We start from the raw sequence: 23,468 nt of genomic DNA on the forward strand, positions 1-23,468 counted from the left end.
TTCTCTCCTTACCAGCTCGATTTAACCATGCCGGGGATCTGGCCATTCGAGCCCAGTTCCCGCAGAGCGATACGGCTGATCTTCAGCTTACGATAGTAAGCGTGCGGACGGCCGGTCAGCTGGCAGCGATTGTGCAGACGGGTTGCCGACGAGTTGCGCGGCAGTTTCGCCAGTTTCAGACGCGCTTTGAAACGCTCTTCCATCGGGCGGCTTTCGTCATTCGCGATTTCTTTCAGCTCGGCGCGCTTGGCTGCGTATTTCGCCACCAGACGCTCGCGCTTTTTCTCGCGTTCGATCATAGATTTTTTAGCCATGATATCCTCTCCCGCTCTTACGCGTTGAAGGGCATGTTGAAGGCTTTCAACAGGCTCTTTGCTTCCGCGTCGGTGTCGGCGGTGGTGGTGATTACGATGTCCATGCCCCAGTTCTCGTCAACTTTGTCGAAGTCGATTTCGGGGAATACGATGTGTTCCTTCAGGCCGGTGGCAAAGTTGCCGCGGCCATCAAAAGACGGCTTCACACCACGGAAGTCGCGGATGCGGGGCATCGCGATGGTGATCAGACGATCCAGGAATTCGTACATGCGGTCACCGCGCAGGGTCACCTTGGCGCCCATCGGCATGCCTTCGCGTACGCGGAAGCCTGCGATCGAGTTTTTCGCCGTGGTGGTCATGGCTTTCTGACCCGCGATCAGGGTCAGGTCGGCCTGAGCGGACTTGGCTTTCTTGCTGTCTTTGACGGCGGCACGGCCACAGCCGATGTTCAGAACGATTTTTTCCAGACGCGGGATCTGCATGTCGTTCTTGTAGCCGAATTCCTCTTTCAGGGCGCCACGGATGGTGTCCTTGTAGAGGGTCTTCAGACGCGGGGTGTAGTTTGCATCATCAAGCATCGATCACGTCCCCAGTGGTTTTGGCGAAGCGGACCTTCTTGTCGCCTTCCATGCGGAAGCCAACGCGGGTCGGTTTGCCGTTTGCGTCAAGCAGTGCCAGGTTCGAAAGCTGGATCGGCATCGCCTGAGGGATGCGGCCACCTTGCGAGGTTTGCGACTGGCGGGTGTGGCGGATGGCGATGTTCACACCTTCCACGACGGCTTTGCCGGCTTTGGGGTCAACAGAGGAAATGGTGCCCTCTTTGCCTTTGTCCTTGCCAGCCAGAACGACGACCTTGTCGCCTTTTTTCAGTTTAGCAGCCATCTTACAGCACCTCCGGGGCGAGCGAGATGATTTTCATGAAGTTCTTGGCGCGCAGCTCACGAACAACCGGGCCAAAGATACGGGTACCGACCGGCTCGTTGTTGTTGTTCAGGATAACGGCTGCGTTGCGATCGAAACGGATCGCGGTGCCATCTTCACGACGGACTTCTTTAGCGGTGCGTACGACGACGGCCTTGCGGACGTCACCCTTTTTAACGCGACCACGCGGAATGGCTTCCTTGACCGAGACAACGATGATGTCGCCTACGGATGCGTATTTACGCTTGGAGCCACCCAGAACCTTGATGCACTGCACACGGCGCGCGCCGCTGTTGTCAGCAACATCCAGGTTTGTTTGCATCTGGATCATGTGGTTTCTCCCGACCTATGGGGCAGCGATGCGTGCTGTGGTCCCCAGGGTTTCGACTAACTGTCAAGTTTAGTCGCCAGGAGTCTCTTGCGAGACTCTTAGGCTTCCAGAACTTCCCAGCGTTTCGTTTTCGAACGCGGTGCGCATTCGATGATACGAACAGAATCACCTACCTTGTAGGTGTTGTTCTCATCGTGAGCCCGGTATTTCTTGGACTTACGAATGGTCTTCTTCAGAACCGGGTGGGTAAAGCGACGTTCGACCGACACGGTGATGGTTTGGGCGTTGGCGTCCGAGGTCACGGTGCCTTGCAGGATACGTTTGGGCATCTATTCGGCTCCTCTTACTCGGCTGCTTTGGCTTTTTCGTTCAGGATGGTCTTCACACGCGCGGCGGCACGACGTGCCTGACGGATGCGAGCCGGGTTTTCCAGCTGGCCGGTGGCCTGTTGGAAACGCAGGTTGAACGATTCTTTCTTAAGATTGGCCAGCTCTTCACGCAGCTGGTCCGGCGTCTTATCACGCAGTTCGTTGGCGTTCATCGCCTTTTCCTTTCTCATACATCAGAAGGCCCCCTGGGTTATGTGAGGGGTTACCTTTTTGCCTGATGGACAAATGACAAACACACGAATCCCCTGAACGGGAATCCGCGAGATGGCGGCTTATACGGTTGGTATGGGGGGATGGCAAGGGAAAGTTTGGGGCTGTCAGCCCTTTAATTCATGACCAATGGGGTACAGCCATAATCGTCACAAAATAGCCGGCAAGGCCGGCCAGCCCCGACCCTCCCCATGGGAGGGGGCTGACTTTGTTCTGAGTTCTGAACGGGGCTTACTTTCCCCGTACCGTGTCGATCATCAACTGGACGTTCTCGGGGTCGGCGTCGGGGGTGATGCCGTGGCCGAGGTTGAAGATGTGGGGGCCTTTGCCGAAGGCCTCGACGATCCTGCGGGTTTCCGTGACCAGTTCCTCGCCGCCGGTGACCATATGCGAGGATTTGAGGTTGCCCTGAACACAGCCGTCTTTCTGGACGTGCGCGGCGGCCCATTCCGGCGTGACACCATCGTCCAGCGCGACGCAATCGGCGCCGGTGGCGTTGGCAAAGCCTTCGTAACGTTCACCAGCCCCACGGGGGAAGGCAATGATGGGTGTGTCGGGGTGTTTGGCCTTGAGCGCGGCGATGATCTTTTTCGCGGGCTCCAGCGCGTATTTGTCGAAATCGGCGCCTTTCAGCGAACCAGCCCAACTGTCGAACAGTTTCACGACCTCGGCACCGGCTTCGATCTGTTTCGAGAGATAATCAATAGTACCTTCGGTGATCAGATCAATCACCTGATCGAACAGCGCGGGGTTTTCATCTTTGAGCTTGTGCGCGGGGCCTTGGTCGGGCGTGCCGCGACCGGCGATCATATAGGTGGCGACAGTCCACGGAGCGCCCGCAAAACCGATCAGCGTGGTTTCCGAGGGCAGTTCGCGGCGCAGGATGCGGACGGTCTCGTAAATCGGGTTCAGCGTCTCGTGGATGCCTTCGACACCGGTCAGTTTCTCGAAGTCGGCCTGAGTTTCGATCGTCGACAGACGCGGGCCTTCACCGGTGACAAACCACAGATCGGCGCCCAGCGCCTGCGGCAGCAGCAGGATGTCGGCAAACAGGATCGCGGCGTCAAAGCCATAGCGGCGGATCGGTTGCAGGGTCACTTCGGCGGCGAGTTCGCTGTTATAGCACAGCGACAGGAAATCTCCGGCCTCGGCGCGGGTGGCTTTATACTCGGGCAGGTAGCGACCCGCCTGGCGCATCATCCAGATCGGGGGCGTTTCAAGGGTTTCGCCGGCCAGTGCCCGCAGGATTTTCTTCTTCTCAGTCATGTCGCACCTCATAGCTCTGGCCATTTTGCCCAGCGTTGACATGGGTCAATGCCAGACCGGGACAAATCGGACCTTGTCGCGCCGGAATTCAACTGGCCCCACCTCGCGAGGCCGCTTGCCCTGCTTGGTCCGGCACCCGCGTCGCGATGTCAAGCGGCGATGGCTTGTCAGGACACCCTGTCGCGATTAGAGAACCGTTATGACTTTGACCCTGCCCTCCCCCGCTTCGCCCCTCAAGATCGGCACCCGTGGATCGCCGCTGGCTCTGGCCCAGGCATATGAGACCCGCCGCCGCCTGATGGCTGCGTTCGATCTGCCGGAAGACGCGTTCGAGATCGTCATCATCAAGACCACCGGCGACGATGCAGCCCTGATTGCCAAGGACAAGCCGCTCAAGGATCTGGGCGGCAAGGGGCTGTTCACCAAGGAGATCGAGGAAGACCTGCTGTCGGGCAGGATCGACATCGCGGTGCATTCGATGAAGGACATGCCGGTGGACCAGCCCGAGGGGCTGTTGCTGGACACCTACCTGCCGCGCGAGGACACGCGCGATGCCTTTGTGTCGCCCCACGCGAAATCGCTGGCAGACTTGCCTGCGGGTGCGGTGGTGGGCACCTCGTCACTGCGCCGGCGCGCGCAACTTCTGAACTATCGCCCCGACCTGACGGTCGTGGAATTCCGTGGCAACGTGCAGACCCGCCTGAAAAAGCTGGGCGACGGCGTGGCCGATTGCACGTTTCTGGCCATGGCGGGCCTGAGCCGTCTGGGCATGAAAGAGGTGGCTGCCTCGGCCATTGCCCCTGAAGAGATGCTGCCCGCCGTGGCGCAAGGCGCGATCGGCATCGAACGGCGCGCCGATGACGACAACACAGCCGGGTTGCTGGCCGCGATCCATGACACCCCCACCGGTCAGCGGCTGGCGGCGGAACGCGCCTTTCTGGCTGCGCTGGACGGGTCGTGCGAAACGCCGATTGCGGCGCTGGCCGAGCTGGACGGCGATATGCTGCGCCTGCGGGGCGAAGTCCTGCGGCCAGACGGGTCGGAATCCCTGAGCGAAGACCGCACCGCCCCGATTGCCAGGGGCGCAGAGCTGGGCCGAGAGATGGCAGAAAGCCTTCTGGCCAAGGCTGGCCCCGGCTTTTTCGACTGGCGCGGCTGACGCGAATTACGTTTCCCGCCGTGAAACAATCGCGGCGGGGATCGGTACATTAAGCGGCAATTAACCCTTCTTTCCCCAAAATGAGCCCATCCGGCACCCCATTTCTGCCACCTTTTGCGGTGCTAATGGGTTTTGCGCAGGCTCTTCAGAAAGGGGAACTCAGCCATGAACGCACCTGTTGGACGAAACGTGATGGATGTCGCCGGATACCAGACACTGGCCGCAACCGCCGGTGAAAACGGTTTTGCCGCCCGCGAGGTGGACGGTCATTTCCGCCACACAACCCGAAACGAGGCCATCGTGCGGTTTGTCGGGATCGTGATCATTCTTGGTGCCTTTATCCAGCACCTTGTCCCCAACGCGAGCTTTGCCGGAAACCCCACCGTGACCAAAGCCCTGCTTTCGGTTGCCTTTTCCTGTATTGGTCTGGCGGTTTATTCCTTTGCCATGCGTGGCCACCGCAGCGAGGTCATGTTCGATCCGATGCGCCAGGACCTGTGCATCTCCAAACTGGACCGGCGCGGCAACCTGCGGTCAAGCCGTCGCATCCCGCTGCGCCACATCAAGAGTCTGTACGTGAAAAAGGCCGAGACCCCGGGCACCCCTTCGCGGCTGCGGGTGAAACTGGCGGGCACCAGCGACGAGATCACCGCCCTGCGCGGCCCCTATGCCGAGATCGAGATGATGCACCGCCAACTCTGCCGCAACATCCGCATCGCACAGTCGTAACGGCGCGCACCCTTTCCAAATGACAAACGGCGGGACAATCCCCCGCCGTTTTGCCGTGTCAGCCCTGTGTCAGACCCACTTGGCCAATGGCGGCAGACTCATCAACACCGCGTTGGCATCATGGCCGGTTTCCAGCCCGAACTTGGTGCCACGGTCATAGACAAGGTTGTATTCCGCATATAGCCCGCGATGCACGAGCTGCGCATCCTTCTCGGCCGTGCCGAAATCCTGCACCCGCCGTTTTTCGGTCAGCGGCACAAAGGCCGGCAGGAAGGCGCGCCCGACATCCTGGATGAAGGCGAAATCCGCCTCCCAGTCGCCGGTGTTGTAATCATCAAGGAAAATACCGCCGACGCCACGGGCGCGGTTGCGGTGGGGCACATAGAAATACTCGTCCGCCCAGGCCTTGAATCGGGGATAATGCCCGGGATCGTGCCGGTCACAATGCGCCTTCTGCACGTCGTGGAAATGCGCGGTGTCCTCGTCATATTCCAGGCAGGGGTTCAGATCCGACCCGCCCCCGAACCACCAGCCATGCGGGGTCCAGAACATGCGTGTGTTCATATGCACCGCCGGGCAATGGGGGTTTTGCATATGGGCGACAAGGCTGATGCCACTGGCCCAGAAGCGCGGATCGTCCTTCATGCCGGGCAGCCCCTTGCGCGCCGCCATCGCCGCCTGCGCACGCTCGCCCAATTCGCCGTACACGGTCGAGACATTCACGCCGATCTTCTCGAACACGCGCCCGCCGCGCATCACCGACATGAGCCCGCCCCCCGCGTCCGACCCGTCGGCGCTGGCCCGCTTAGTTTCGGTCACTTCGAACCGGCCCGGCGCCTGGTCGGCAAAGGGTCCGGTGGCGTGGCTGTCCTCGAGCCCCTCGAACGCGGCCACGATCTGATCGCGCAACTCACGGAACCATGCGGATGCCCGCGCCTTCTCATTCTCCATCTGATCGCTCATGGATCGCCTCCCTGATACCTGTTCCCGTTTTGCTAGCAGGCGCAGGTCCGATGCGCCAGCGCGCTATGGCCGCAGCCGCACCTGTCTTTTTCTTGGGTGAAATACCTCGGGGGTTTGGGGGCTGGCCCCCAATCTTAAATCGGGTTTGGGGGCTGGCCCCCAACGATCTACCGGGTTGGAGAAGCCCGCCGCCCTAATGCGCGGGCGCTTCGACCGCATCCAACAGGGTGCGCCCGCCATCCACGGTGATGACCTGTCCGGTCACAAAGCTCGACGCTTCCGAGGCAAGGTACTGCACCGCGTCGCCCAGTTCGGTTGCCGAGGCAATCCGGCCCAGCGGCGTGTGGTGTTCGATGTCATTGCGGAAATCGCGATGCTCTTTCAGCGTTTCCTGAAGGCTGGCCGACATGACCGAGCCGAAGGCCACGGCATTGACCCGGATCCGGTGCGGCGCCAGCGCCACGGCCATGCTGCGGGTCATCTGTTCCATCGCGGCGTTCGAGACGGAATAGGCCATCAACTCGGGATGGGCGCGGTTGGCGGCGATCGAGGACAGGTTCACGATCGACCCGACCGGTCCCTCGCTGCGATCCGCGGCCTGTTTGATCATGCGCTTGGCCACGCATTGTGACAGGCGCAGCGCGGTCAGCATGTTCTGCTGCAACAGCAGTTCGACCGAGTCATCATCCGAATCCAGCGGATCGGTGGGCACGATCTGCCGGCAGGCATTGACAAGGATATCCACCGTGTCAAAGGCGTCGATTGTGGCCGACAGCAGGTTCTGGATGGTCAGCTTTTCGCGCAGGTCGCCCGCGAAATAGCGGATATTGCCGTCTTCCCCCTGCGCGCCCAACTCGTCGGCGAGACGGTCTTCGTCCATGTCGGCGCACATCACGTTGGCCCCGTGATCGGCAAAATGGCGGGCCACGGCCAGCCCGATGCCATTGGCGGCACCGGTGATGATGGCGGTCTTGCCAGAGATGTTGAAAGACATGAGCGGTCTCCGGGGTGATTCTGAAAGATCAGGTTACGGCGTTTCAGGTCCGCGCGCGAGATGGTCGTGCGGCCCACAGCACCTTGAACCGGGTATCGCCTGCGATTTCCTCGGTCTTGGTAAAATGCGACGCAAGAATGGGTTCATACGGCAGGTGCCGGTTGGCCACCATCCAAAGCTGCCCCGCCGGGGCCATCATGCGGGCGGCAGCCTTGATAAACGCGGCGCCAAGGGCCGGATCGGCGCTGCGCCCGGTGTGGAAGGGCGGGTTCATCACCACCGTATCCATGCGCGCGCGCGCATGCCACGTGGTTGCGTCGGCCCAGTGGAATGCGGCACGCGGATCATCAAGATTGGCCCGCGCACAGTCCAGCGCCACATGGTCGGCCTCTACCAGATAGAGGGTCTCGACCTCGGGATGTTGCAGGATCTGCGCCGAGAGATAGCCCCAGCCCGCCCCGAGATCGGCAACCGTGCGGCCCAGTTTCTGCGGCAGGTGCTGCGCCAGAAGCGCCGAGGCCGGATCGATCCCGTCCGCCGAAAAGACACCCGCAGCGGTGAGAAACCCGCCCGCAACCTCTTGCTGGTCGGGCGCGCGCCAATCGGCAAAGTCTCCGCCCGAGAACCAGAACAGCTTGCCATGGGATTTGGCGAGGCTGCCGGTCAGCCCGGCGCGTTTGCGGCAGTCTTTCAACAGACTGTCGACACCATCGGTTTTCTGCCCATCCACGATCACCGTATCCGCGCAGGTAACAGCGCGGGCGATCAGGTCACGCGCCTGCGCCTTGGCCCGTGGCAGGCAGACCAGCGCAAAATCATAGCGACCGTCCTCGTGCACGGCACAGTCAAATCCGGCGGCGGCAAAGGCGTCGTAATCGGGTTTCAGTGGCTGGATGATGTGGCACGCGGCGCGCGGCAGCGCCGAGAGATCGAACCCGACACGCGGCGCAAAGACAGCCATACGCGCGGTTTCAGGAATGTTCAGACCGTTCTCGTGAACAGCCAGTGACAGGCGGGACTGGGACATGTGGTTTTTGCGATCCGGCAGTGGCGCGGATCACTCCTTTTCCATGGTGCATTGCAGCGGGTGCTGGTGGCGACGGGCCATGTCCATCACCTGCGTGACCTTGGTTTCGGCGATCTCGTGGCTGAACACACCCACGACGGCAACGCCTTTCTTGTGCACGGTCAACATGATCTCGAAGGCCTGCGCGTGGGTCATGCCAAAGAACCGTTCAAGCACATGCACCACGAATTCCATCGGGGTGTAGTCGTCGTTCAATAGCATTACCTTGTACATCGGGGGACGGCGGGTGCGCGTGCGCGTTTCCAGCGCGACGCCGAAATCGCCATCGTCATCCTTGCCAGCGGACATGATCACGGGTTGCTTGCGCATGGTCGGTCCAGAATCCCCTCGTAGCATTGGACGGTTTATATAACCTCTCAGTTGCGTTAGAAAAGAGCCTCGGGCCCAATATTACAGGAGAGGCCCCGCTCGGGACGCAGGCGGAACAAGAAAAACCATGCCCAGACACCTCACCACCATCGGCTTCGACGCGGATGACACGCTTTGGCATAACGAGCGGTTCTTTCGCATCACGCAGGAACGGTTTGCCGAATTGCTGGCGGACTACGTGGCGCAGGATCACCTTGAACAGCGCCTGCTCGAAGCGGAAAAGCGCAACGTGGGGCACTATGGTTTCGGCATCAAGGGGTTTGTCCTGTCGATGATCGAGACCGCGATCGAAGTGACCGAGGAACGGGTTCCGGCCTCGGTGATTGCCGAGTTGATGGCGGCCGGGCGCGAGATGTTGCGCCACCCGATCGAATTGCTGCCCGATGTGCAGGAGGTGGTCGGGGACCTGGCCCGCGACTATCGCATCATCCTGATCACCAAGGGTGACCTGCTGGATCAGGAACGCAAGCTGGCGCAGTCAGGATTGGGCGATCTTTTCGACTGGGTCGAGATCGTGTCGCACAAGACGCCGGAGATTTATCAAACGGTGTTCGACCGCCACGCGGACGGCGCGCATCACGCGATGATGGTGGGCAATTCCATGAAATCCGACGTGGTGCCCGCGATCAAGGCCGGAAGCTGGGGCGTTTATGTGCCGCACGGCCTGACATGGGAGCTGGAACATGCCGAGCCGCCGGTCGCCGAGCCGCGATACCGCGCGCTGGACACACTGGGCGGTCTGCCCAATCTGGTACGCGAGATCGGATAGGCGACTCTGTCGCGCCATCCCAAAACGTGACTTTGACACGAATCTTTGAATCGAGGGCGCGCCGCGCCCCATTTTCGCCACAATCGCCAGTGTTGGGGCCTGCCCCGACAGCCCCCCAAAATCTTGAGTTCCCATTTGCGTGACGTGAATGTTTTCCCTGTTTGCAAGGGGTTTATTCGGTGCCGCGCCTGTGTTAGCCTTGCTGTAGAAAACAACAGGCCAGACCGGAAAAAACCGGCGGCACGAGGCAGAAAAAGGCAGTTTCACGTGAAGGTTCGGCACACTCAGCCGGCCCGATGGGGGCTCGTATTGTGGGCGGCAGTCTGGCTGCTCGCATGTCTTCCCTTGTCGGTCGCGGCAGCACCCTACGCAGCGATGGTGATTGATGCGCGCTCGGGCGAAGTTCTGCATTCGCGCAATGCGGATACCCGCCTGCACCCGGCCTCTCTCACCAAGATGATGACACTCTACATCGCGTTCGAGGCGGTCGAGCGCGGCGAGATTTCCCTGGACACCAAGGTCCGTATTTCCAAGAACGCCGCAGCGGAACCGCCCTCGAAGCTGGGCCTGAAACCCGGCCAGCGCATCGCCTTCCGCTATCTGATCCGGGCGGCGGCCGTGAAATCCGCCAATGACGCCGCCACCGCCATCGGCGAGGCGATCTCGGGGTCCGAGGCCAAGTTCGCCCGCCGCATGAACCGCACGGCCAAGGCGTTGGGCATGACCAACACGACCTTCAAGAACGCCCATGGTCTGACCGAGTCGGGGCACCTTTCGACCGCGCGCGACATGACCACGCTGGGGCGGCACCTGTTCTATGACTATCCCGAATATTACAACCTGTTCTCGCGCCGCTCGACCCATGCGGGCATTCGCGAGGTGTCGAACACCAACCGCCGGCTTCTGGCGGCGTACCGCGGGGCGGACGGCATCAAGACCGGCTACACGCGGGCGGCGGGGTTCAATCTTGTGGCGTCGGCGGAACGAGGCAATGAGCGTATTATTGCCACGGTGTTCGGGGGCCGTTCCACCGCAAGCCGCAATGCCAAGGTCGCGGAATTGCTGGACCTCGGGTTCAAGCGCGCGCCCAGCCGTGTGGCTGTGAACAAACCAAAGCGTCCCGCCTATACCGGGAATGACAAACCCGCCGCCGGGAAGACGATCCGCGTGGCCACCGCCGTCACCAAGAGCTTGCGGCCCAAGATGCGCCCACGCGCCAACGAACCCGCGAACCAGCCCGTGGCCGTGGCCACCGCCACCGTCGAGATCGAGCACGATATCCAGTCCGCGCTGCTTGAGGCGCAGGAAAGCGACAGCACGCTGGTTCTGGTCAAGAACGTGCCCGAACCGCCGCCCGAACCACAGGTTGTGACGCGTCTGTCCACCTCGGGCGGGCGTCACTGGGGCATCAACATCGGGCGCTACCAGAGCCGCTATGCCGCGGAAAAACAGCTGTTGAAAACTGCGCTGGCCGAGATGAGCACGCTGGATGGCACGTTGCGCAAGGTGGTCAAGAATTCGCGCGGGTATGATGCGAATTTCATGGGTATGACCCGCGAGACCGCAGATCTGGCCTGTCGCCGCCTTCAGGCGCGCAAGATCACCTGCCTGACCATCGGCCCGTCCTCCTGATCCCTCTTGCAGGACGGGGCGCCCTGCGCCAAGACTGGGCGCATGGCTGATCTTGTTCTTCCCGCCCCCACCCCGTCCCTGCTGCCTGTGGCCGGTTCAGATGCTTTGTTTCCTGTGCGCCGGATCTTTTGTGTCGGACGCAACTATGCCGAACATGCCCGCGAAATGGGCAATGATCCGGATCGCGACCCGCCGTTCTTTTTCACCAAACCGGCGGATGCGGCGGTGCCCTCGGGGGTGACCCTGCCCTTTCCGAAGGCCACCGAGAATCTGCATCACGAGGCGGAGCTGGTCGTGGCCATCGGCACCGGTGGCGCAGAGATCGCCGCTGCGGATGCCGCGCGGCACATCTGGGGCTATGGCGCGGGCAATGACCTGACGCGGCGCGATCTTCAGGCCGAAGCCAAAGAGATGCGTCGTCCGTGGGACATGGCCAAAGGGTTTGATGCCTCAGCGGTGATCGGCGCGCTGCACGCCGCCCCGGAAACCGGGCCGATGACGTCCGGGCGGATCACTTGTTCAGTGGAGGGAGAACTACGGCAGGACGGAGACCTGTCCGAGATGATCTGGCCCACGGATCAAATCATTGCCTTCCTGTCACGGCTTGTCACGCTGGCCCCCGGCGACCTGATCATGACCGGCACCCCTGCGGGGGTTGGGGCCATTGCGCCCGGCCAGACCTGCACGGTCGAGATCGCGGGGCTGAGCCCCGCCACCGTTACCTTTTCATAAAGCACAAAGCCCGGCGCGGGGCCGGGCCTTGGGAACAGCTGTGACCCAAGCCTCACGGCTTGGGGTGGTCGTCATATTCATCACTCAGGATGCGGCGCGCGTCGCCCTCGGGGTCGCTGTACTGGTTGCTTTTCAGGGTGAATACGAAAAACAGCAGACCCGCGCCCCCAAGGATCAGGGAAACAGGGATCAGAATAGACAGGACTTCCATTTTTGTGCTTACCTCAGCCGCAATGCGTTGAGTGAGACTGTAATGGAAGAGGTCGACATCGCCAATGCGGCAATCAGGGGCGAACACAGGCCCGCAATGGCCAGCGGCACAGCAATGATGTTGTAAACCGTGGCAATGCGGAAGTTTTCGCGGATACGCTTGATCGCCGAGCGGGCGGTGGACAGCGCGTCGGCAATCGGGCTGAGATCCCCGCCCAGAAGCACGATGTCCGATGCCACACGGGCCGCATCCAGCGCCGAGGCGGGCGAAATTGACACGTGGGCCGCGGCCAACGCGGCGGTGTCGTTCAGGCCGTCCCCGACCATCAGCACATGCTTGCCTTCTTCTGCAAGCGCCTGAACCTTGGCGGCCTTGTCTTCGGGCAGGGCCTCGGCGATCCATTTATCGATGCCCAAACGGTTGGCCAGGGCCTCGACCGCGCCGGTGCTATCGCCGGAAATCAGCATGACATCCTTGCCATCCGCGATCAGGGCGCGCACGGCCTCTTCCGCGCCATCGCGCAGCGTGTCGGTGAAGGTAAAGGCGTGAATTGCCCCGTCGGGCAAGGCAAGGAAGGCCGAAGTCTGGGCGCGGGCATCGGCGCCGACCCATGCGGCACGGCCCAGGCGGACGCGCTGACCGTTCAACAGGGCCTGTGTACCAAAGCCCGGCACCTCTTCGATCTCGGACAGTTTGGCGGGTTTGATCCCGGCGGCATTGGCGGCGGTCACGATGGCCTGCGACAGCGGGTGCGACGACCCCATGGCCAGCGCCATAGCCACCGACACGTCTTCGCGGTCAAGGTCGTCAAGATTGGTCAGACCGGGAGTGCCAGCCGTCAGGGTGCCGGTCTTGTCAAAAACGACGGTATCCACCTGTGCCAGGCGTTCCAGCGCGGTTGAATGCTTGATCAGCATCCCCTTGCGGAACAGACGCCCCGAGGCGGCGGTGGTCACGGCAGGCACTGCCAGCCCCAGAGCACAGGGGCAGGTGATGATCAGAACGGCAGCGGCGATATTCAGCGCGGTGCGCACATCCCAAGTGTAGATATACCAGCCCACAAAGGCGAGCGCAGACAGGATATGCACGCCCGGCGCATAGAGTTTCGCAGCCTTGTCAGCCAGCGAGGTATAGCGCGAGCGGCCGGATTCGGCGATGGCGACAAGGTCGGCCATGCGGTGCAGGCTGGTTTCCTGCCCCACGGCGGTGGCGCGGATCACGAGCGGGCCGGTCAGGTTTACCTCGCCTGCACTGACGCCCTGACCGGGTTCGGCAAAGACAGGCAGGGTTTCCCCGGTCAGAAGCGACCGGTCGAGTTCGGACTGGCCCTCGACGATGTCGCCATCCACCGGCATACGCCCGCCGGGGCGCACGAGGATCAGGTCTCCGACGGCGAGCTCGGCAACCTGCACGGTCGTTTCCTCGCCATCTTCGATCCGAATGGCGCGGGGCACCTCGAGCGCGGCCAGTTCCTCGGCTGCGGACCGGGCCACGGCGCGGGTGCGGTGATCAAGGTAACGGCCACTCAGCAGGAAGAAGACCAGCGTCAGGGCGGCGTCGAAATAGGCATGTTCGCCCGAAAGCGAGGTTTCCCAGAGCGAGGTGACAACCGCCAGCACAATGGCCAGCACAATCGGCACATCCATGTTCAGGCGCCCGTTCTTGAGCGCGGACCATGCGTTCACATAGAAAGGCTTGCCTGCGAACACAATCGTGGGCAGGGCGATGGCCGCCGAAATCCAGTGGAACATGTCGCGGGTGGCGGCCTCGGCACCGGACCAGACCGACACGGACAGAAGCATCACGTTCATGGATGCAAAGCCCGCCACGGCCAGACGCATCAGAAGGTCGCGGCCCGCCTTGTCGTTTTCGGTGGCGGACAGGGTGCCGGCGTCCAGTTCATGCGCCTCGTAGCCAATGCCATCCAGCACCGTGACCAGATCCTGCGCGGTCACATCATGATCGGCCTCGATCGTGGCGCGTTTCAGGGTCAGGTTTACGCGCGCCGATTTCACGCCCGGCTGTTTGCCAAGTTCGCGTTCCACAGCCGAGATACAGGCGGCACAGTGGATGGTGGGCAGGGACAGCGCGAGACGCGCGTCTTTCTGGGCCTCTTGCTCGGCAAGGGCTTCGGCTGCGGGCGCGGCGGCGCAAGCCGGACAGGCCGAAGCACTGGGACGCATGGCAGCCGTCATGGTGTTACCCTTTCACGTGCAGGATGACCCGTTGCTGGAACTCGGTGCCGTCCTTTGCCTTGGCGGTCATGCGGATGTTCCAGTTGCCATCGGCCAGAGCCATGGGCGCGACATAGGCGCCGCCGTCAAACTGAAAGCTGGGCTGGATGTCGTCCTTGACGTGGGTCGCCCGCCCCAGCACGGCGTTCAGTTCATCGACACGGACAGGTTTACCCAGATCGTCGGTGATCGACAGGATCAGCAGACCTCCGACATGCTGGGCCGAGACATTCCAGCCCAGAGATTCCTGCGCGTCGCGGCGTTGGTCGAATTCCTGGCTGGCCACGTAAGAGTTCTTGACCTCGAGGCCCGGAAAGGTGGCCACCGCGTTATAGGCCAGCGCCAGGTTGACGGTGATGATGATGGCGAAAGCCCCCACAAAGATCATGAGAGCATGGCGCCCGGTGAATTGACGTTCCTCAGACATCAGTTGCCCTTTCCGTTGAATGTGGTGTCTTTATACACGCGATCGCCGTTCGAGACATCTTCGACCCAGATGCGGAAATCGGTGAGGCTGGATGTGGCCGGGGTCGAGTTCGGCGGTGCCAGCACATAGACCCGTTGCAGTTTCATCGTATCCGCAGGCACATTCACGGTTTCATAAGGCGTGCCTTCAAGACTGACGCGCAGAGCGGGGTCGCCCTTGACCGAAATGCGGAACGGACGCTCTTCACCATGTTTGTTGCGCAGGCGCACCTCGTAGGTGTTGCGGATGGTGCCGTCAGACATGGTCACGAAGGTCGGGTTGCGCACAGGCGCCACGGTCAGGTCGATATCAGTGCGCATGAACAGCGCCACGACCAGACCCACACCCACCAGTGACCAGAGCGTCGTGTACATAATGGTACGCGGGCGCAGCACGTGTTTCCAGATGTTCTTGGGCTCTTTGCCGGAGCGTTCGTTTTCTTCGTCCGACAGGGCAAGATAGTCGATCAGGCCACGCGGCTTGCCGATCTTGTCCATGATCTCGTCACAGGCGTCGATACACAGCGCGCAGGTGATACACTCAAGCTGCTGACCTTCGCGGATGTCGATGCCCATCGGGCAGACGTTCACACAGGCCATGCAGTTGATGCAGTCGCCCTGCTCGGCACCGTTGCGCACCTCTTCCGAGCCTTTGCGCGGCTCGCCGCGCCAGTCTCGGTAGCCCACGGTCAGTGTATCTTCGTCCATCATCGCGGCCTGAATCCGCGGCCACGGGCAGGCATAGATGCAGATCTGTTCGCGTGCGATGGCGCCGAAGAAAATCGTGGTAAAGGTCATCACACCGATGGTGGTGTAGGCGACCGGGTGTGCTGTTCCCTGGAACAGATCAACCATCAGGGTCGGGGCATCGGTGAAATAGAACACCCATGCACCGCCGGTGGCCATGGCGATCGCCACCCAGGACAGGTATTTGATCAGGCGCAGTCGGACCTTGCGGAAGTCCCATTTTTTCTGACGATGCAGGCGCAGGCGCGCGTTGCGGTCGCCTTCAATCCAGCGTTCCACAAGGATGAAAAGGTCGGTCCAGACGGTTTGCGGACAGGCATAGCCGCACCAGACCCGCCCCAGCGCCGAAGTGAACAGGAACAGGCCAAGACCCGCCATTACCAGAAGCCCAGCAACGAAATAGAATTCGTGCGGCCAGATCTCGATCATGAAAAAGAAGAACCGGCGGTTGGCAAGGTCCAGAAGAACCGCCTGATCCGGCAGGCTGGGCCCGCGATCCCAGCGAATCCACGGCGTCAGGTAATAAATCCCCAGCGTCACCGCCATGATGATCCATTTCAGATTACGGAACTTCCCGCTGACCCGTTTGGGGAAAATCGGTTCTCGGGCGGCGTAAAGGCCTGGCTCGTTATCGGTGCTGCTCACTGGAATCACTCGCGCATTTAGAATTCACTGATTGTCTTTTGACGCCTTGCCGGTGCAATGGCTTTGACATGGGTCAAATTATGTTTTTCAGATACAGCTTTTCCAGCCCTGTCGTGGCGACCAAACCGCGCGGCGGCACCGGGCTTGAAGATGTATCCAGATGTGATATTTTGTATGAAACGGTGTCGGCTTTCCAGGAAACGCGCGAACAGGACGGAAAGCCGACACCATGTTGTCAGCGGATAATTCCGCTGGCAATCTCCTCCCCGATACAGCGCATGTCTGCACCAAGGTTGCTTTCAGACTGATTGATTCCGGACGTTTGTCCTTTGACCCAGATCAAACGACGTGCATTATTCACGCAGGGAGCGGAAATTTTTTGTCCGAAAGGGAGGCGGGAGAGATTTCCGAATTGAACGACGAGCGTAAAACGCTCGAATCTGCCGAGATCGGGGCCGTGGCGCATTTGTATCGCGGCGAGGTCTATCGCAGCACCATCTGGCGCACGCGGCTGGATACGACGACCAACTGGGCGGTGGTGACGCTGGGCGTTGCCCTGTCGATTTCCTTTGCATCGCCTGACGCCTCGCCCCTGCCGCTGGTGCTGGTGGGCGTGCTGATCATTTTTTTCCTGATGCTGGAGGCGCGGCGCTATCGGTATTTCAATGTCTGGCGGGCGCGGGCGCGCTGGATCGAGACCCATTTCTATGCGCCGATGCTGTATGACGGGAACCTGCATCTTGAGGAAAACTGGCAGAAGGTTCTGGCCAATGATTACCTCAAGCCACGCTATCACGTGGATTACCTTACTGCGGTGGGGCGGCGCATCCGGCGCAATTACCTGTGGATCCTGCTGATCCAGTCCATGGCCTTTGCCGGCAAGATCGCGGTGCATCCGACCGCCGTCACAAGCTGGGAAGAGGCGTTCCGGCGTGCGGATGTGGGGCCGTTGCCCGGCGAATTTATCATCGGGTTCGGCGCGGCCTATATGCTGGCCTGGAGCGGGCTGGCAATCTGGAGCGACCGCAACGATGCAAAACGGGCCGCCCTGCGCAAGACTGACAGCGCGATGGGTTAGGCGCGCGGCGTGGCGAGTTTGCGCAGCCACGCCCGAAAGGACCGCGCCGCAGGGCGCAACGCCGTGGGATGGGTGACAATGTGATACCCTTTCTCGCGCGCATCCTCGAACAGCAGGGTCACGGCACCCGTGGCAAGGTCGTCTTCGACCCAGGCGCGGGCGGTCACGGCAACACCTTGTCCGTTGCAGGCGGCCTGCGTCAACAGATTGCCCGGCAAATGCACCATCCCGCCCCGCGCGGTGCCCTCGTCAACCCCGTGCTTCCTTAACCATTCGGTACTTTCCGAGGTGCCGAATTCCTGCAGCCACGGAAACTGTGCCAGATCGGCGGGGGTCGTGATCTGGCGCCCCGCGATCAGGGATGGCGCCGCGATTACGACAATGGACGACGGCAAAAGCTCTTCCGTGTCGAATCCGGACCAACGCCCGTCTCCATAGCGCACACAAATGTCGACGCCGCCCGGCGTGGGATCGGTCAGGGCCGGGTTGGGATCAATCATGATGTCAATTTCGGGGTGTTTGGCGCGGAACTCGGGCAGGCGCGGCACGAGCCAATGCGTCGCGAAAGCCGGGGTTGTCGCAACATGCAAGGCGCGCACGGTCTGCTGCGATGTCAGTTCCTCGACACGCTGCGCCATCACTTCAAACCCGCTCAGCAAAGCCTCGGCCAATTGACGCCCCTCAAGCGTTAAAACCGCCGCCCGCCCCGAGCGGTCCAGCAGGCCCAGGCCAAGATGCGTTTCCAGATTGCGGATTTGCTGGCTGATCGCGGCATGGCTGACATTCAGGGCCGCACCGGCGGATTGCACCGAGCCCTTTTCTGCAAAGGCCGCGAAAGCGCGCAGCGCGCTGAGCGGGGGAAGGCTGCGCCAATCCATATGTAACTGCAACTTACACGTTAAAAATGTTCCTGACTCGCAGAGTGAAGGCAAAACATCCAATTATCAACAAGGATTACACCAGAACAGGACAACGGACATGTTACTAATCTTTGCCAAATCCTTTCAGACCGCGACCTTTCTGAGAGGCACCGAGTTTTCACCGCTAGATGCGCCCAGAACAAAATCCATTGTGCCGCGGCGCAAAGGGCTGTGGGGGTTTCTGGCTGGATTGTTCTGAGGAAAAAGGAAGCACCGGCTTTCCAGGAAACGCGCGAACAGGACGGAAAGCCGGTGTCCAGACCAAACCCCGCAAGGTTCGGAATAGGAAAAAGGGCGGCGCAGGTGATGCGCCGCCCTTTAGGGATGTGTTTACTCGCCGCCGCCCAGCTGATGGACGTAGACAGAGACCGCGCGCACCTGCGCTTCGGTCAGACGACCTGCTTCAGACGCATCCGCCGACCACGGCGGCATCACGCCGTAGCGGCTATAGTTGACAGTTTCGAGGATGTCCTCGTAGCTGCCGCCATAGAGCCAGATCGCGTCGGTCAGGTTCGGTGCCCCTTGTTCACGGTCACCAGAGCCGTCTTCCATGTGGCACGCAGAGCAGTTGTCTTCGTACACAACGGCACCCGCTTCGACCAAGGACGCATCCTTGGCTTCGCCGCCCGACAGGGTCATCACGAAATTGACGACCTGTTCGACTTCGGCAGGCTCGAGCAATTCACCAAAGGCCGGCATCTCGGAGTAACGCGCATCGTCGTCATCCTCGTTGCGGATCCCGTGGCTGATCGTGGCGTGAATGGCTTCGATGTCGCCACCCCACAGCCAGTCGTTGTCCAGCAGGTTGGGATAGCCAACCGCGCCGGCAGCACCGGATCCGTGACACTGGGCGCACCAGGTCTTGAACACGGCCGCACCCGCCGACACCGCATAGGCGTTCAGTTCGGCGTCCGACTGGATTGCGGTCAACTCAGCCGCTTCCAGCTTGGCGTTGATCGGGGCCAGCTTTTCCGCAGCCTGTTCGATGTCGGCCGCGACGTTCGCACGGGTGGACCACCCGAGAACGCCCGCAGTTGCGCTTTGGATCCCCGGCCATGCCGGATATGCGATGGTGTAACCAATGCCCCAGACGATACAGGCGTAGAAGATATAGACCCACCATTTCGGCAAAGGGTTGTTATACTCTTCAATCCCGTCCCAGCTGTGACCAGTCGTTTCGACCTGGTTGCCTTTTTGTACAGGTTTTTTACTCATGTCCTCGCCTCCTCATCCGTGGCGGGTTTGTCTTCGTGCCGGAACGGAATGTCTGCGGTGTCGCTGTACTCCTTGGTGGCGCCCGGGCGGAAAACCCAGACGATCACACCAATGAAGAACAGGAACAGGAACAGCAGCATCCAGCTGTCGGCGAACTCTCGCAGGAAGGAATATGTTTCCATCTTCCCTGCTCCTTACCGCGACGCGTCAGGGGTGAAGGTCGAGAAATCAACCAGCGTGCCCAGCATCTGCAAATAAGCGACCATGGCATCCATTTCGGACACACCGGGCTGGCCGTCAAAGTTGCGGACGTTGACCTTTTCGCCATAGCGTTCCAGCAGACCGTCATAGTCGCTGTCGGGATCAGCTTGCGCCGCAAAGTCAGCCTGCGCGTTCGCAATCATGTCCTCGGTGTAGGGAACACCGACGATGGCGTTGGTGGCCATGATGTCACCGATATACTTGCCATCGATCAGCTTGCGCTCGAGGAAGCCGTATTTCGGCATCACCGATTCCGGCACAACCGACTGCGGATCGCGCAGGTGGTCTACGTGCCAGTCATCCGAGTAACGACCGCCCACGCGCGCCAGGTCGGGACCTGTCCGCTTGGAGCCCCACTGGAAGGGGTGGTCATACATGGATTCCGCGGCCAGCGAGTAGTGACCATAGCGTTCTACCTCGTCGCGCATCGGACGGATCATCTGCGAGTGGCAGACATAGCAGCCTTCGCGGATGTAGACTTCACGACCGGCCAGTTCGAGAGGGGTGTAGGGGCGCATGCCCTCGACCTCTTCGATGGTGTTTTCCAGCCAGAACAGCGGAGCGATCTGCACGATACCACCGATGGTAACAACCAGAAAGCTGAAGACCAGAAGGAGTGTCGCGTTGGTCTCGAGGACCTTGTGTTTATCGAGAATTCCCATAGTTCGAACCCTCCTTATTCAGCCGGGACTGCGGTGGCGAGCGGCTCTTTCGCCGGCGCTTTTTTCACAGTCATCCAGAGGTTGTAGCACATGATGACGGCACCAGCGAGGAACATGACCCCACCCAGACCGCGCACAACGTACATCGGGAATTTCGCGGCCACGGTGTCGGCGAACGAGTTCACAAGGAAGCCGTTGGCGTCAACTTCGCGCCACATCAGACCTTCCATGATACCGGTTACCCACATCGAAGCGGCGTAGAGAACGATACCGATGGTGGCCAGCCAGAAGTGCCAGGATACCAGCGACAGCGAGTAGAGGCGCTCGCGTTTCCACAGAACCGGAACCAGATAGTACAGAGCACCGAAAGTGATCATGCCGTTCCAGCCAAGCGCACCCGAGTGCACGTGACCAATGGTCCAGTCAGTGTAGTGCGACAGCGAGTTCACCGCGCGGATCGACATCATCGGACCTTCGAAGGTCGACATGCCGTAGAAGCCGACCGAGATTACCATCATACGGATGATCGGGTCGGTGCGCAGCTTGTCCCATGCGCCCGAAAGCGTCATCAGGCCGTTGATCATACCACCCCACGACGGCATCCAGAGGACGATCGAGAAGACCATACCCAGCGTCGACGCCCAGTCAGGCAGCGCGGTATAGTGCAGGTGGTGGGGACCAGCCCAGATGTAGATGAAGATCAGCGCCCAGAAGTGGATGATCGACAGCTTGTACGAGAACACCGGACGTTCAGCCTGTTTCGGAATGAAGTAATACATCATGCCGAGGAAGCCCGCGGTCAGGAAGAAGCCCACAGCGTTGTGGCCATACCACCATTGAACCATCGCATCCTGAACACCGGCCCAAAGGATGACCGATTTCGAGCCGAAGATCGACACGGGGATGGTCGCGTTGTTCACCAAGTGCAGCATTGCAACGGTGACGATGAACGACAGGTAGAACCAGTTGGCCACGTAGATGTGCGGCTCTTTACGCTTGATGATCGTGCCGAGGAAGACCGCCAGGTAGGCCACCCAGACAACCGTCAGCCACAGGTCCACATACCATTCGGGTTCAGCGTATTCTTTCGACTGCGTGCCGCCCAGCAGATAGCCGGTCGCCGCCAGAACGATGAAGAGCTGATAGCCCCAGAACACGAACCACGCCAGATTGCCACCCCAGAGGCGTGCGGCGCTGGTGCGCTGTACGACAAAGAACGATGACGCGATCAGGGCGTTCCCGCCGAAAGCGAAAATAACCGCCGAAGTGTGCAGCGGACGCAGGCGGCCAAAGTTGGCATAGCCCTGTGCCCAGTCAAAGTTCAGGCCCGGAAAGGCCAGCTGGAAAGCGATGAACACGCCCGCCAGAAAGCCAACAACGCCCCAGAGGGCGGTGGCGATGACACCGGCGCGGACCACGCCGTCAAGATATTCGTTCTGCGGAGCAACTTTTACGTCACCGATCCCCCGCAAGGTCCAGATAAACAGCCCACCGGATACCAGCGCCACGATGATGGCGTGAATCTGGTAAGCCAAATCGCGCGCATAGTTTGCGGCGATCATCGCGAACAGCGTGACCACAGCAAGCGCGATAAGCTTGATATAATTCAACATTTTGCGTCCCTTCGTCTTGCCGGAAATGATTCGTGTTGTCTCCGACGGATTTAGACTGATGGTGTTTTGCGTTCGCAGGCGCAGCAATACCTTGATCTGAGTCAAAGCAGAGCGGATCGATTTGTCACCTATTGCTAAAAAGCCGGGGCAGCCGCAGGTGGTCAGCCCCCGTTCAACCAGACTTTTCACATCCACGGAGATTTTCCATGGCGTACAGATCGATGCTGTCGGTCCTCACCGACCCGAAACTTGTAGACCCCACTCTGGCGCAAGGCATCGCGCTCGCTCAGGAAATGGACGCGCATTACGACGCGCTTTGCCTTGGCGTGGACCGCAGCCAGACCGGATACTATTACGCCGGTGCTAACGCGATGATTTTGCAGGAAACCCTGAACCGTGCCCAGCAGGAAAGCGAGGCGCTTGAAAAGTCCGCGACTGACCTTTTGCGGGCCTCTGGCGTGCGTTGGGGCACCGAGGCCGGGGTCGCGCAGATCGCGGATCTTGGCCGTCACGTGGCACAGCGCGCGCGGTTTTCGGACCTCGTGATCCTGCCGCAGCCCTATGGCGAAAATACCGGCGCTGAGCTGGAACCCACAATGGAGGCAGCCCTGTTCGAGGGGCAGGCTCCGGTTCTGATGATCCCGACCGATTGTGACCCGATCCGTGCGCCGAAAAAGGTGTCGATCGGATGGAATGAAAGCAGCGAAGCGCTGGTCGCCGTGCGCGCCGCCCTGCCCTTCCTGATCAAGGCGGACACGGTGCATGTGGTCGTGATCGACCCGCCGACCCACGGGCCGAACCGGTCCGATCCGGGCGGAATGCTGTCGCAATATCTCGCGCGCCATGGCGTGCGGGTCGAAATCGACGTTCTGTCAAAAACCCTGCCGCGTGTGTCGGATGTGCTGATGCGCCACGCCAAGGACGCGCAGTGCGAGATGCTGGTGATGGGCGCCTACGGGCATTCGCGTTTCCGCGAGGCCATTCTGGGTGGTGCCACCCGTAACATGCTGGAACAGGCAGAAATTCCGGTATTCCTTGCGCATTGATCGCGACCAAAACTGAATCGCGAAAGGCCCGCCAAATACCGGCGGGCCTTTTTCGTGGACCCCGGTTGCTCAGGTCGTGCGATAGAATTTGCGGCGCGCTTCCTGTTCGATGGCCAGTTTCATTTCGAGATCGGCGAGTTTGCGCATGATCTCTTTTTGGCGCGTTGGATCGGTTTCGGCTTTGAGGCTGTCGCGTTGTGCGTCAACGGCCTTTTTCAACTGGATTTCTCGGGGCAGAACCCCGGCCTCGGCCATGATGCCCAGACCTGCGGACATGATATCCCCGCCCGCACGTGGCGGTAGCGGGCGGCCTTGGCCCGCAAGGCCGTCAAACTGGCCTTCAGCCTTGGCCTTCTGGATCTGGTGTTCCGCGAGGTCGCGCCATTTCATGACATATCCCCCGATCCGCCCGTCCGGGTATTCGGGACGCGGTGAACGTCCGGACGGGGGACCTGAACCCTAAATGGGAAGCGATACGCCAAAAAAAAGAGGCGGGATGGCCCGCC

At 60.9% G+C, this 23,468-nt stretch carries 28 protein-coding genes; 7 read left to right on the forward strand and 21 right to left on the reverse strand.

The annotated features are described in order from the left end of the window. Window positions 1–8 precede the first annotated feature (8 nt). The 7 genes from rpsN to hemE form a co-directional block, all read right to left on the reverse strand. Window positions 9–314, reverse strand: a complete 306-nt coding sequence (gene rpsN, locus WNE31_RS13775) for a 30S ribosomal protein S14 (protein WP_058289476.1) — start codon at window positions 312–314, stop codon at window positions 9–11. Between the two features lie 17 nt (window positions 315–331). Next, complete coding sequence (rplE, locus tag WNE31_RS13780) at window positions 332–892, reverse strand: 50S ribosomal protein L5 (RefSeq protein ID WP_349980425.1); 561 nt, start codon at window positions 890–892, stop codon at window positions 332–334. Further along, on the reverse strand, window positions 885–1,196 hold the full coding sequence (gene rplX, locus WNE31_RS13785; protein ID WP_349980427.1) for a 50S ribosomal protein L24: 312 nt from the start codon (window positions 1,194–1,196) through the stop codon (window positions 885–887). Before rplX ends, rplE begins: the two co-directional genes overlap by 8 nt. A 1-nt stretch (window position 1,197) precedes the next feature. After that, window positions 1,198–1,566, reverse strand: coding sequence for a 50S ribosomal protein L14 (gene rplN / locus WNE31_RS13790; RefSeq protein WP_005621870.1), 369 nt, complete (start codon window positions 1,564–1,566; stop codon window positions 1,198–1,200). A gap of 98 nt (window positions 1,567–1,664) precedes the next feature. Next, on the reverse strand, window positions 1,665–1,895 hold the full coding sequence (gene rpsQ / locus WNE31_RS13795) for a 30S ribosomal protein S17 (RefSeq protein WP_349980431.1): 231 nt from the start codon (window positions 1,893–1,895) through the stop codon (window positions 1,665–1,667). A gap of 14 nt (window positions 1,896–1,909) precedes the next feature. After that, window positions 1,910–2,107 carry a 50S ribosomal protein L29 gene (gene rpmC / locus WNE31_RS13800; protein ID WP_349980433.1) on the reverse strand — a complete coding sequence of 66 codons (198 nt, stop codon included), beginning with the start codon at window positions 2,105–2,107 and terminating at the stop codon, window positions 1,910–1,912. A gap of 289 nt (window positions 2,108–2,396) precedes the next feature. Next, on the reverse strand, window positions 2,397–3,431 hold the full coding sequence (gene hemE / locus WNE31_RS13805; protein ID WP_349980435.1) for a uroporphyrinogen decarboxylase: 1,035 nt from the start codon (window positions 3,429–3,431) through the stop codon (window positions 2,397–2,399). A gap of 199 nt (window positions 3,432–3,630) precedes the next feature. On the opposite strand from hemE, the gene hemC reads away from it, so the two are divergent. Further along, on the forward strand, window positions 3,631–4,590 hold the full coding sequence (gene hemC / locus WNE31_RS13810) for a hydroxymethylbilane synthase (RefSeq protein WP_349980437.1): 960 nt from the start codon (window positions 3,631–3,633) through the stop codon (window positions 4,588–4,590). Window positions 4,591–4,755: 165 nt separating this feature from the next. After that, complete coding sequence (locus WNE31_RS13815) at window positions 4,756–5,319, forward strand: hypothetical protein (protein ID WP_349980439.1); 564 nt, start codon at window positions 4,756–4,758, stop codon at window positions 5,317–5,319. A gap of 69 nt (window positions 5,320–5,388) precedes the next feature. On the opposite strand, the gene hemF is transcribed toward WNE31_RS13815, so the two are convergent. The 4 genes from hemF to clpS all read right to left on the reverse strand — a co-directional run bounded on the left by hemF (window position 5,389) and on the right by clpS (window position 8,672). Further along, window positions 5,389–6,282, reverse strand: a complete 894-nt coding sequence (hemF, locus tag WNE31_RS13820; RefSeq protein ID WP_349980441.1) for an oxygen-dependent coproporphyrinogen oxidase — start codon at window positions 6,280–6,282, stop codon at window positions 5,389–5,391. Window positions 6,283–6,475: 193 nt separating this feature from the next. Beyond that, window positions 6,476–7,276, reverse strand: coding sequence for an SDR family NAD(P)-dependent oxidoreductase (locus WNE31_RS13825; protein ID WP_349980442.1), 801 nt, complete (start codon window positions 7,274–7,276; stop codon window positions 6,476–6,478). 43 nt (window positions 7,277–7,319) lie between these two features. After that, a complete protein-coding gene (locus WNE31_RS13830; RefSeq protein ID WP_349980443.1) occupies window positions 7,320–8,303 on the reverse strand; it encodes a class I SAM-dependent methyltransferase in 984 nt (327 codons plus the stop codon). Window positions 8,304–8,333: 30 nt separating this feature from the next. Continuing rightward, window positions 8,334–8,672, reverse strand: coding sequence for an ATP-dependent Clp protease adapter ClpS (gene clpS / locus WNE31_RS13835; RefSeq protein ID WP_463407435.1), 339 nt, complete (start codon window positions 8,670–8,672; stop codon window positions 8,334–8,336). Between the two features lie 127 nt (window positions 8,673–8,799). Between clpS and WNE31_RS13840 the strand changes: the two genes are divergently transcribed. The 3 genes from WNE31_RS13840 (at window position 8,800) to WNE31_RS13850 (ending at window position 11,865) form a co-directional block, all read left to right on the forward strand. Continuing rightward, the gene (locus WNE31_RS13840) at window positions 8,800–9,501 is read left to right on the forward strand and encodes an HAD family hydrolase (RefSeq protein WP_349980444.1); all 702 of its coding nucleotides are present in this window, start codon (window positions 8,800–8,802) and stop codon (window positions 9,499–9,501) included. 267 nt (window positions 9,502–9,768) lie between these two features. After that, window positions 9,769–11,133, forward strand: coding sequence for a D-alanyl-D-alanine carboxypeptidase family protein (locus tag WNE31_RS13845; protein ID WP_349980445.1), 1,365 nt, complete (start codon window positions 9,769–9,771; stop codon window positions 11,131–11,133). 42 nt (window positions 11,134–11,175) lie between these two features. Further along, window positions 11,176–11,865, forward strand: coding sequence for a fumarylacetoacetate hydrolase family protein (locus WNE31_RS13850; protein ID WP_349980447.1), 690 nt, complete (start codon window positions 11,176–11,178; stop codon window positions 11,863–11,865). A gap of 52 nt (window positions 11,866–11,917) precedes the next feature. Here the strand turns inward: WNE31_RS13850 and ccoS are convergent, their stop codons facing one another. From ccoS to ccoG, 4 genes are read right to left on the reverse strand one after another with little or no spacing between them, the layout of a single operon-like run. Further along, window positions 11,918–12,076, reverse strand: coding sequence for a cbb3-type cytochrome oxidase assembly protein CcoS (gene ccoS, locus WNE31_RS13855; RefSeq protein ID WP_349980449.1), 159 nt, complete (start codon window positions 12,074–12,076; stop codon window positions 11,918–11,920). 8 nt (window positions 12,077–12,084) lie between these two features. Continuing rightward, a complete protein-coding gene (locus tag WNE31_RS13860) occupies window positions 12,085–14,271 on the reverse strand; it encodes a heavy metal translocating P-type ATPase (protein ID WP_349980451.1) in 2,187 nt (728 codons plus the stop codon). Between the two features lie 4 nt (window positions 14,272–14,275). Continuing rightward, entirely contained in the window at window positions 14,276–14,737 is a 462-nt protein-coding gene (locus WNE31_RS13865) for a FixH family protein (RefSeq protein ID WP_349980454.1), read from the reverse strand. Beyond that, entirely contained in the window at window positions 14,737–16,167 is a 1,431-nt protein-coding gene (gene ccoG, locus WNE31_RS13870) for a cytochrome c oxidase accessory protein CcoG (RefSeq protein ID WP_349980457.1), read from the reverse strand. Before ccoG ends, WNE31_RS13865 begins: the two co-directional genes overlap by 1 nt. 379 nt (window positions 16,168–16,546) lie before the next feature. Here ccoG and WNE31_RS13875 point away from each other — a divergent pair, with 379 nt between their 5' ends. Further along, window positions 16,547–17,245: a DUF2270 domain-containing protein gene (locus WNE31_RS13875; protein WP_349980458.1), complete on the forward strand. Its 699-nt coding sequence runs from the start codon at window positions 16,547–16,549 to the stop codon at window positions 17,243–17,245. On the opposite strand, the gene WNE31_RS13880 is transcribed toward WNE31_RS13875, so the two are convergent. From WNE31_RS13880 to ccoN, 5 genes are all read right to left on the reverse strand, one after another. Beyond that, complete coding sequence (locus tag WNE31_RS13880; protein ID WP_349980459.1) at window positions 17,242–18,123, reverse strand: LysR family transcriptional regulator; 882 nt, start codon at window positions 18,121–18,123, stop codon at window positions 17,242–17,244. The two genes, WNE31_RS13875 and WNE31_RS13880, sit on opposite strands and share 4 nt — an antisense overlap. A 372-nt stretch (window positions 18,124–18,495) precedes the next feature. Continuing rightward, window positions 18,496–19,380: a cytochrome-c oxidase, cbb3-type subunit III gene (gene ccoP, locus WNE31_RS13885; protein WP_349980460.1), complete on the reverse strand. Its 885-nt coding sequence runs from the start codon at window positions 19,378–19,380 to the stop codon at window positions 18,496–18,498. Further along, on the reverse strand, window positions 19,377–19,562 hold the full coding sequence (locus tag WNE31_RS13890) for a cbb3-type cytochrome c oxidase subunit 3 (protein WP_349980461.1): 186 nt from the start codon (window positions 19,560–19,562) through the stop codon (window positions 19,377–19,379). The genes ccoP and WNE31_RS13890 overlap by 4 nt, the downstream gene beginning before the upstream one ends. 12 nt (window positions 19,563–19,574) lie before the next feature. Continuing rightward, window positions 19,575–20,303 (reverse strand): cytochrome-c oxidase, cbb3-type subunit II, encoded by a 729-nt coding sequence (gene ccoO / locus WNE31_RS13895; protein ID WP_349980462.1) that lies wholly within the window; start codon window positions 20,301–20,303, stop codon window positions 19,575–19,577. 14 nt (window positions 20,304–20,317) lie between these two features. Beyond that, window positions 20,318–21,916, reverse strand: coding sequence for a cytochrome-c oxidase, cbb3-type subunit I (gene ccoN, locus WNE31_RS13900; RefSeq protein ID WP_349980463.1), 1,599 nt, complete (start codon window positions 21,914–21,916; stop codon window positions 20,318–20,320). Between the two features lie 206 nt (window positions 21,917–22,122). Between ccoN and WNE31_RS13905 the strand changes: the two genes are divergently transcribed. Beyond that, window positions 22,123–22,962, forward strand: a complete 840-nt coding sequence (locus WNE31_RS13905; RefSeq protein WP_349980464.1) for a universal stress protein — start codon at window positions 22,123–22,125, stop codon at window positions 22,960–22,962. A gap of 69 nt (window positions 22,963–23,031) precedes the next feature. Here WNE31_RS13905 and WNE31_RS13910 read toward each other — a convergent pair whose 3' ends face one another. After that, window positions 23,032–23,352, reverse strand: coding sequence for a DnaJ family domain-containing protein (locus tag WNE31_RS13910; RefSeq protein ID WP_349980465.1), 321 nt, complete (start codon window positions 23,350–23,352; stop codon window positions 23,032–23,034). Between the last annotated feature and the right edge of the window lie 116 nt (window positions 23,353–23,468).

The sequence above is a fragment of the Shimia fortis genome (assembly GCF_040225985.1).
Lineage (GTDB): Bacteria > Pseudomonadota > Alphaproteobacteria > Rhodobacterales > Rhodobacteraceae > Shimia.

Excerpts from the sequence above, each read along its gene's own strand:
- rpsN (WP_058289476.1), bottom strand. The coding sequence starts at position 314 with ATGGCTAAAAAATCTATGATCGAACGCGAGAAAAAGCGCGAGCGTCTG.
- rplE (WP_349980425.1), bottom strand. The coding sequence starts at position 892 with ATGCTTGATGATGCAAACTACACCCCGCGTCTGAAGACCCTCTACAAG.
- rplX (WP_349980427.1), bottom strand. The coding sequence starts at position 1,196 with ATGGCTGCTAAACTGAAAAAAGGCGACAAGGTCGTCGTTCTGGCTGGC.
- rplN (WP_005621870.1), bottom strand. The coding sequence starts at position 1,566 with ATGATCCAGATGCAAACAAACCTGGATGTTGCTGACAACAGCGGCGCG.
- rpsQ (WP_349980431.1), bottom strand. The coding sequence starts at position 1,895 with ATGCCCAAACGTATCCTGCAAGGCACCGTGACCTCGGACGCCAACGCC.
- rpmC (WP_349980433.1), bottom strand. The coding sequence starts at position 2,107 with ATGAACGCCAACGAACTGCGTGATAAGACGCCGGACCAGCTGCGTGAA.
- hemE (WP_349980435.1), bottom strand. The coding sequence starts at position 3,431 with ATGACTGAGAAGAAGAAAATCCTGCGGGCACTGGCCGGCGAAACCCTT.
- hemC (WP_349980437.1), top strand. The coding sequence starts at position 3,631 with ATGACTTTGACCCTGCCCTCCCCCGCTTCGCCCCTCAAGATCGGCACC.
- WNE31_RS13815 (WP_349980439.1), top strand. The coding sequence starts at position 4,756 with ATGAACGCACCTGTTGGACGAAACGTGATGGATGTCGCCGGATACCAG.
- hemF (WP_349980441.1), bottom strand. The coding sequence starts at position 6,282 with ATGAGCGATCAGATGGAGAATGAGAAGGCGCGGGCATCCGCATGGTTC.
- WNE31_RS13825 (WP_349980442.1), bottom strand. The coding sequence starts at position 7,276 with ATGTCTTTCAACATCTCTGGCAAGACCGCCATCATCACCGGTGCCGCC.
- WNE31_RS13830 (WP_349980443.1), bottom strand. The coding sequence starts at position 8,303 with ATGTCCCAGTCCCGCCTGTCACTGGCTGTTCACGAGAACGGTCTGAAC.
- clpS (WP_463407435.1), bottom strand. The coding sequence starts at position 8,672 with ATGCGCAAGCAACCCGTGATCATGTCCGCTGGCAAGGATGACGATGGC.
- WNE31_RS13840 (WP_349980444.1), top strand. The coding sequence starts at position 8,800 with ATGCCCAGACACCTCACCACCATCGGCTTCGACGCGGATGACACGCTT.
- WNE31_RS13850 (WP_349980447.1), top strand. The coding sequence starts at position 11,176 with ATGGCTGATCTTGTTCTTCCCGCCCCCACCCCGTCCCTGCTGCCTGTG.
- ccoS (WP_349980449.1), bottom strand. The coding sequence starts at position 12,076 with ATGGAAGTCCTGTCTATTCTGATCCCTGTTTCCCTGATCCTTGGGGGC.
- WNE31_RS13860 (WP_349980451.1), bottom strand. The coding sequence starts at position 14,271 with ATGACGGCTGCCATGCGTCCCAGTGCTTCGGCCTGTCCGGCTTGCGCC.
- WNE31_RS13865 (WP_349980454.1), bottom strand. The coding sequence starts at position 14,737 with ATGTCTGAGGAACGTCAATTCACCGGGCGCCATGCTCTCATGATCTTT.
- WNE31_RS13880 (WP_349980459.1), bottom strand. The coding sequence starts at position 18,123 with ATGGATTGGCGCAGCCTTCCCCCGCTCAGCGCGCTGCGCGCTTTCGCG.
- ccoP (WP_349980460.1), bottom strand. The coding sequence starts at position 19,380 with ATGAGTAAAAAACCTGTACAAAAAGGCAACCAGGTCGAAACGACTGGT.
- WNE31_RS13890 (WP_349980461.1), bottom strand. The coding sequence starts at position 19,562 with ATGGAAACATATTCCTTCCTGCGAGAGTTCGCCGACAGCTGGATGCTG.
- ccoO (WP_349980462.1), bottom strand. The coding sequence starts at position 20,303 with ATGGGAATTCTCGATAAACACAAGGTCCTCGAGACCAACGCGACACTC.
- ccoN (WP_349980463.1), bottom strand. The coding sequence starts at position 21,916 with ATGTTGAATTATATCAAGCTTATCGCGCTTGCTGTGGTCACGCTGTTC.
- WNE31_RS13905 (WP_349980464.1), top strand. The coding sequence starts at position 22,123 with ATGGCGTACAGATCGATGCTGTCGGTCCTCACCGACCCGAAACTTGTA.
- WNE31_RS13910 (WP_349980465.1), bottom strand. The coding sequence starts at position 23,352 with ATGAAATGGCGCGACCTCGCGGAACACCAGATCCAGAAGGCCAAGGCT.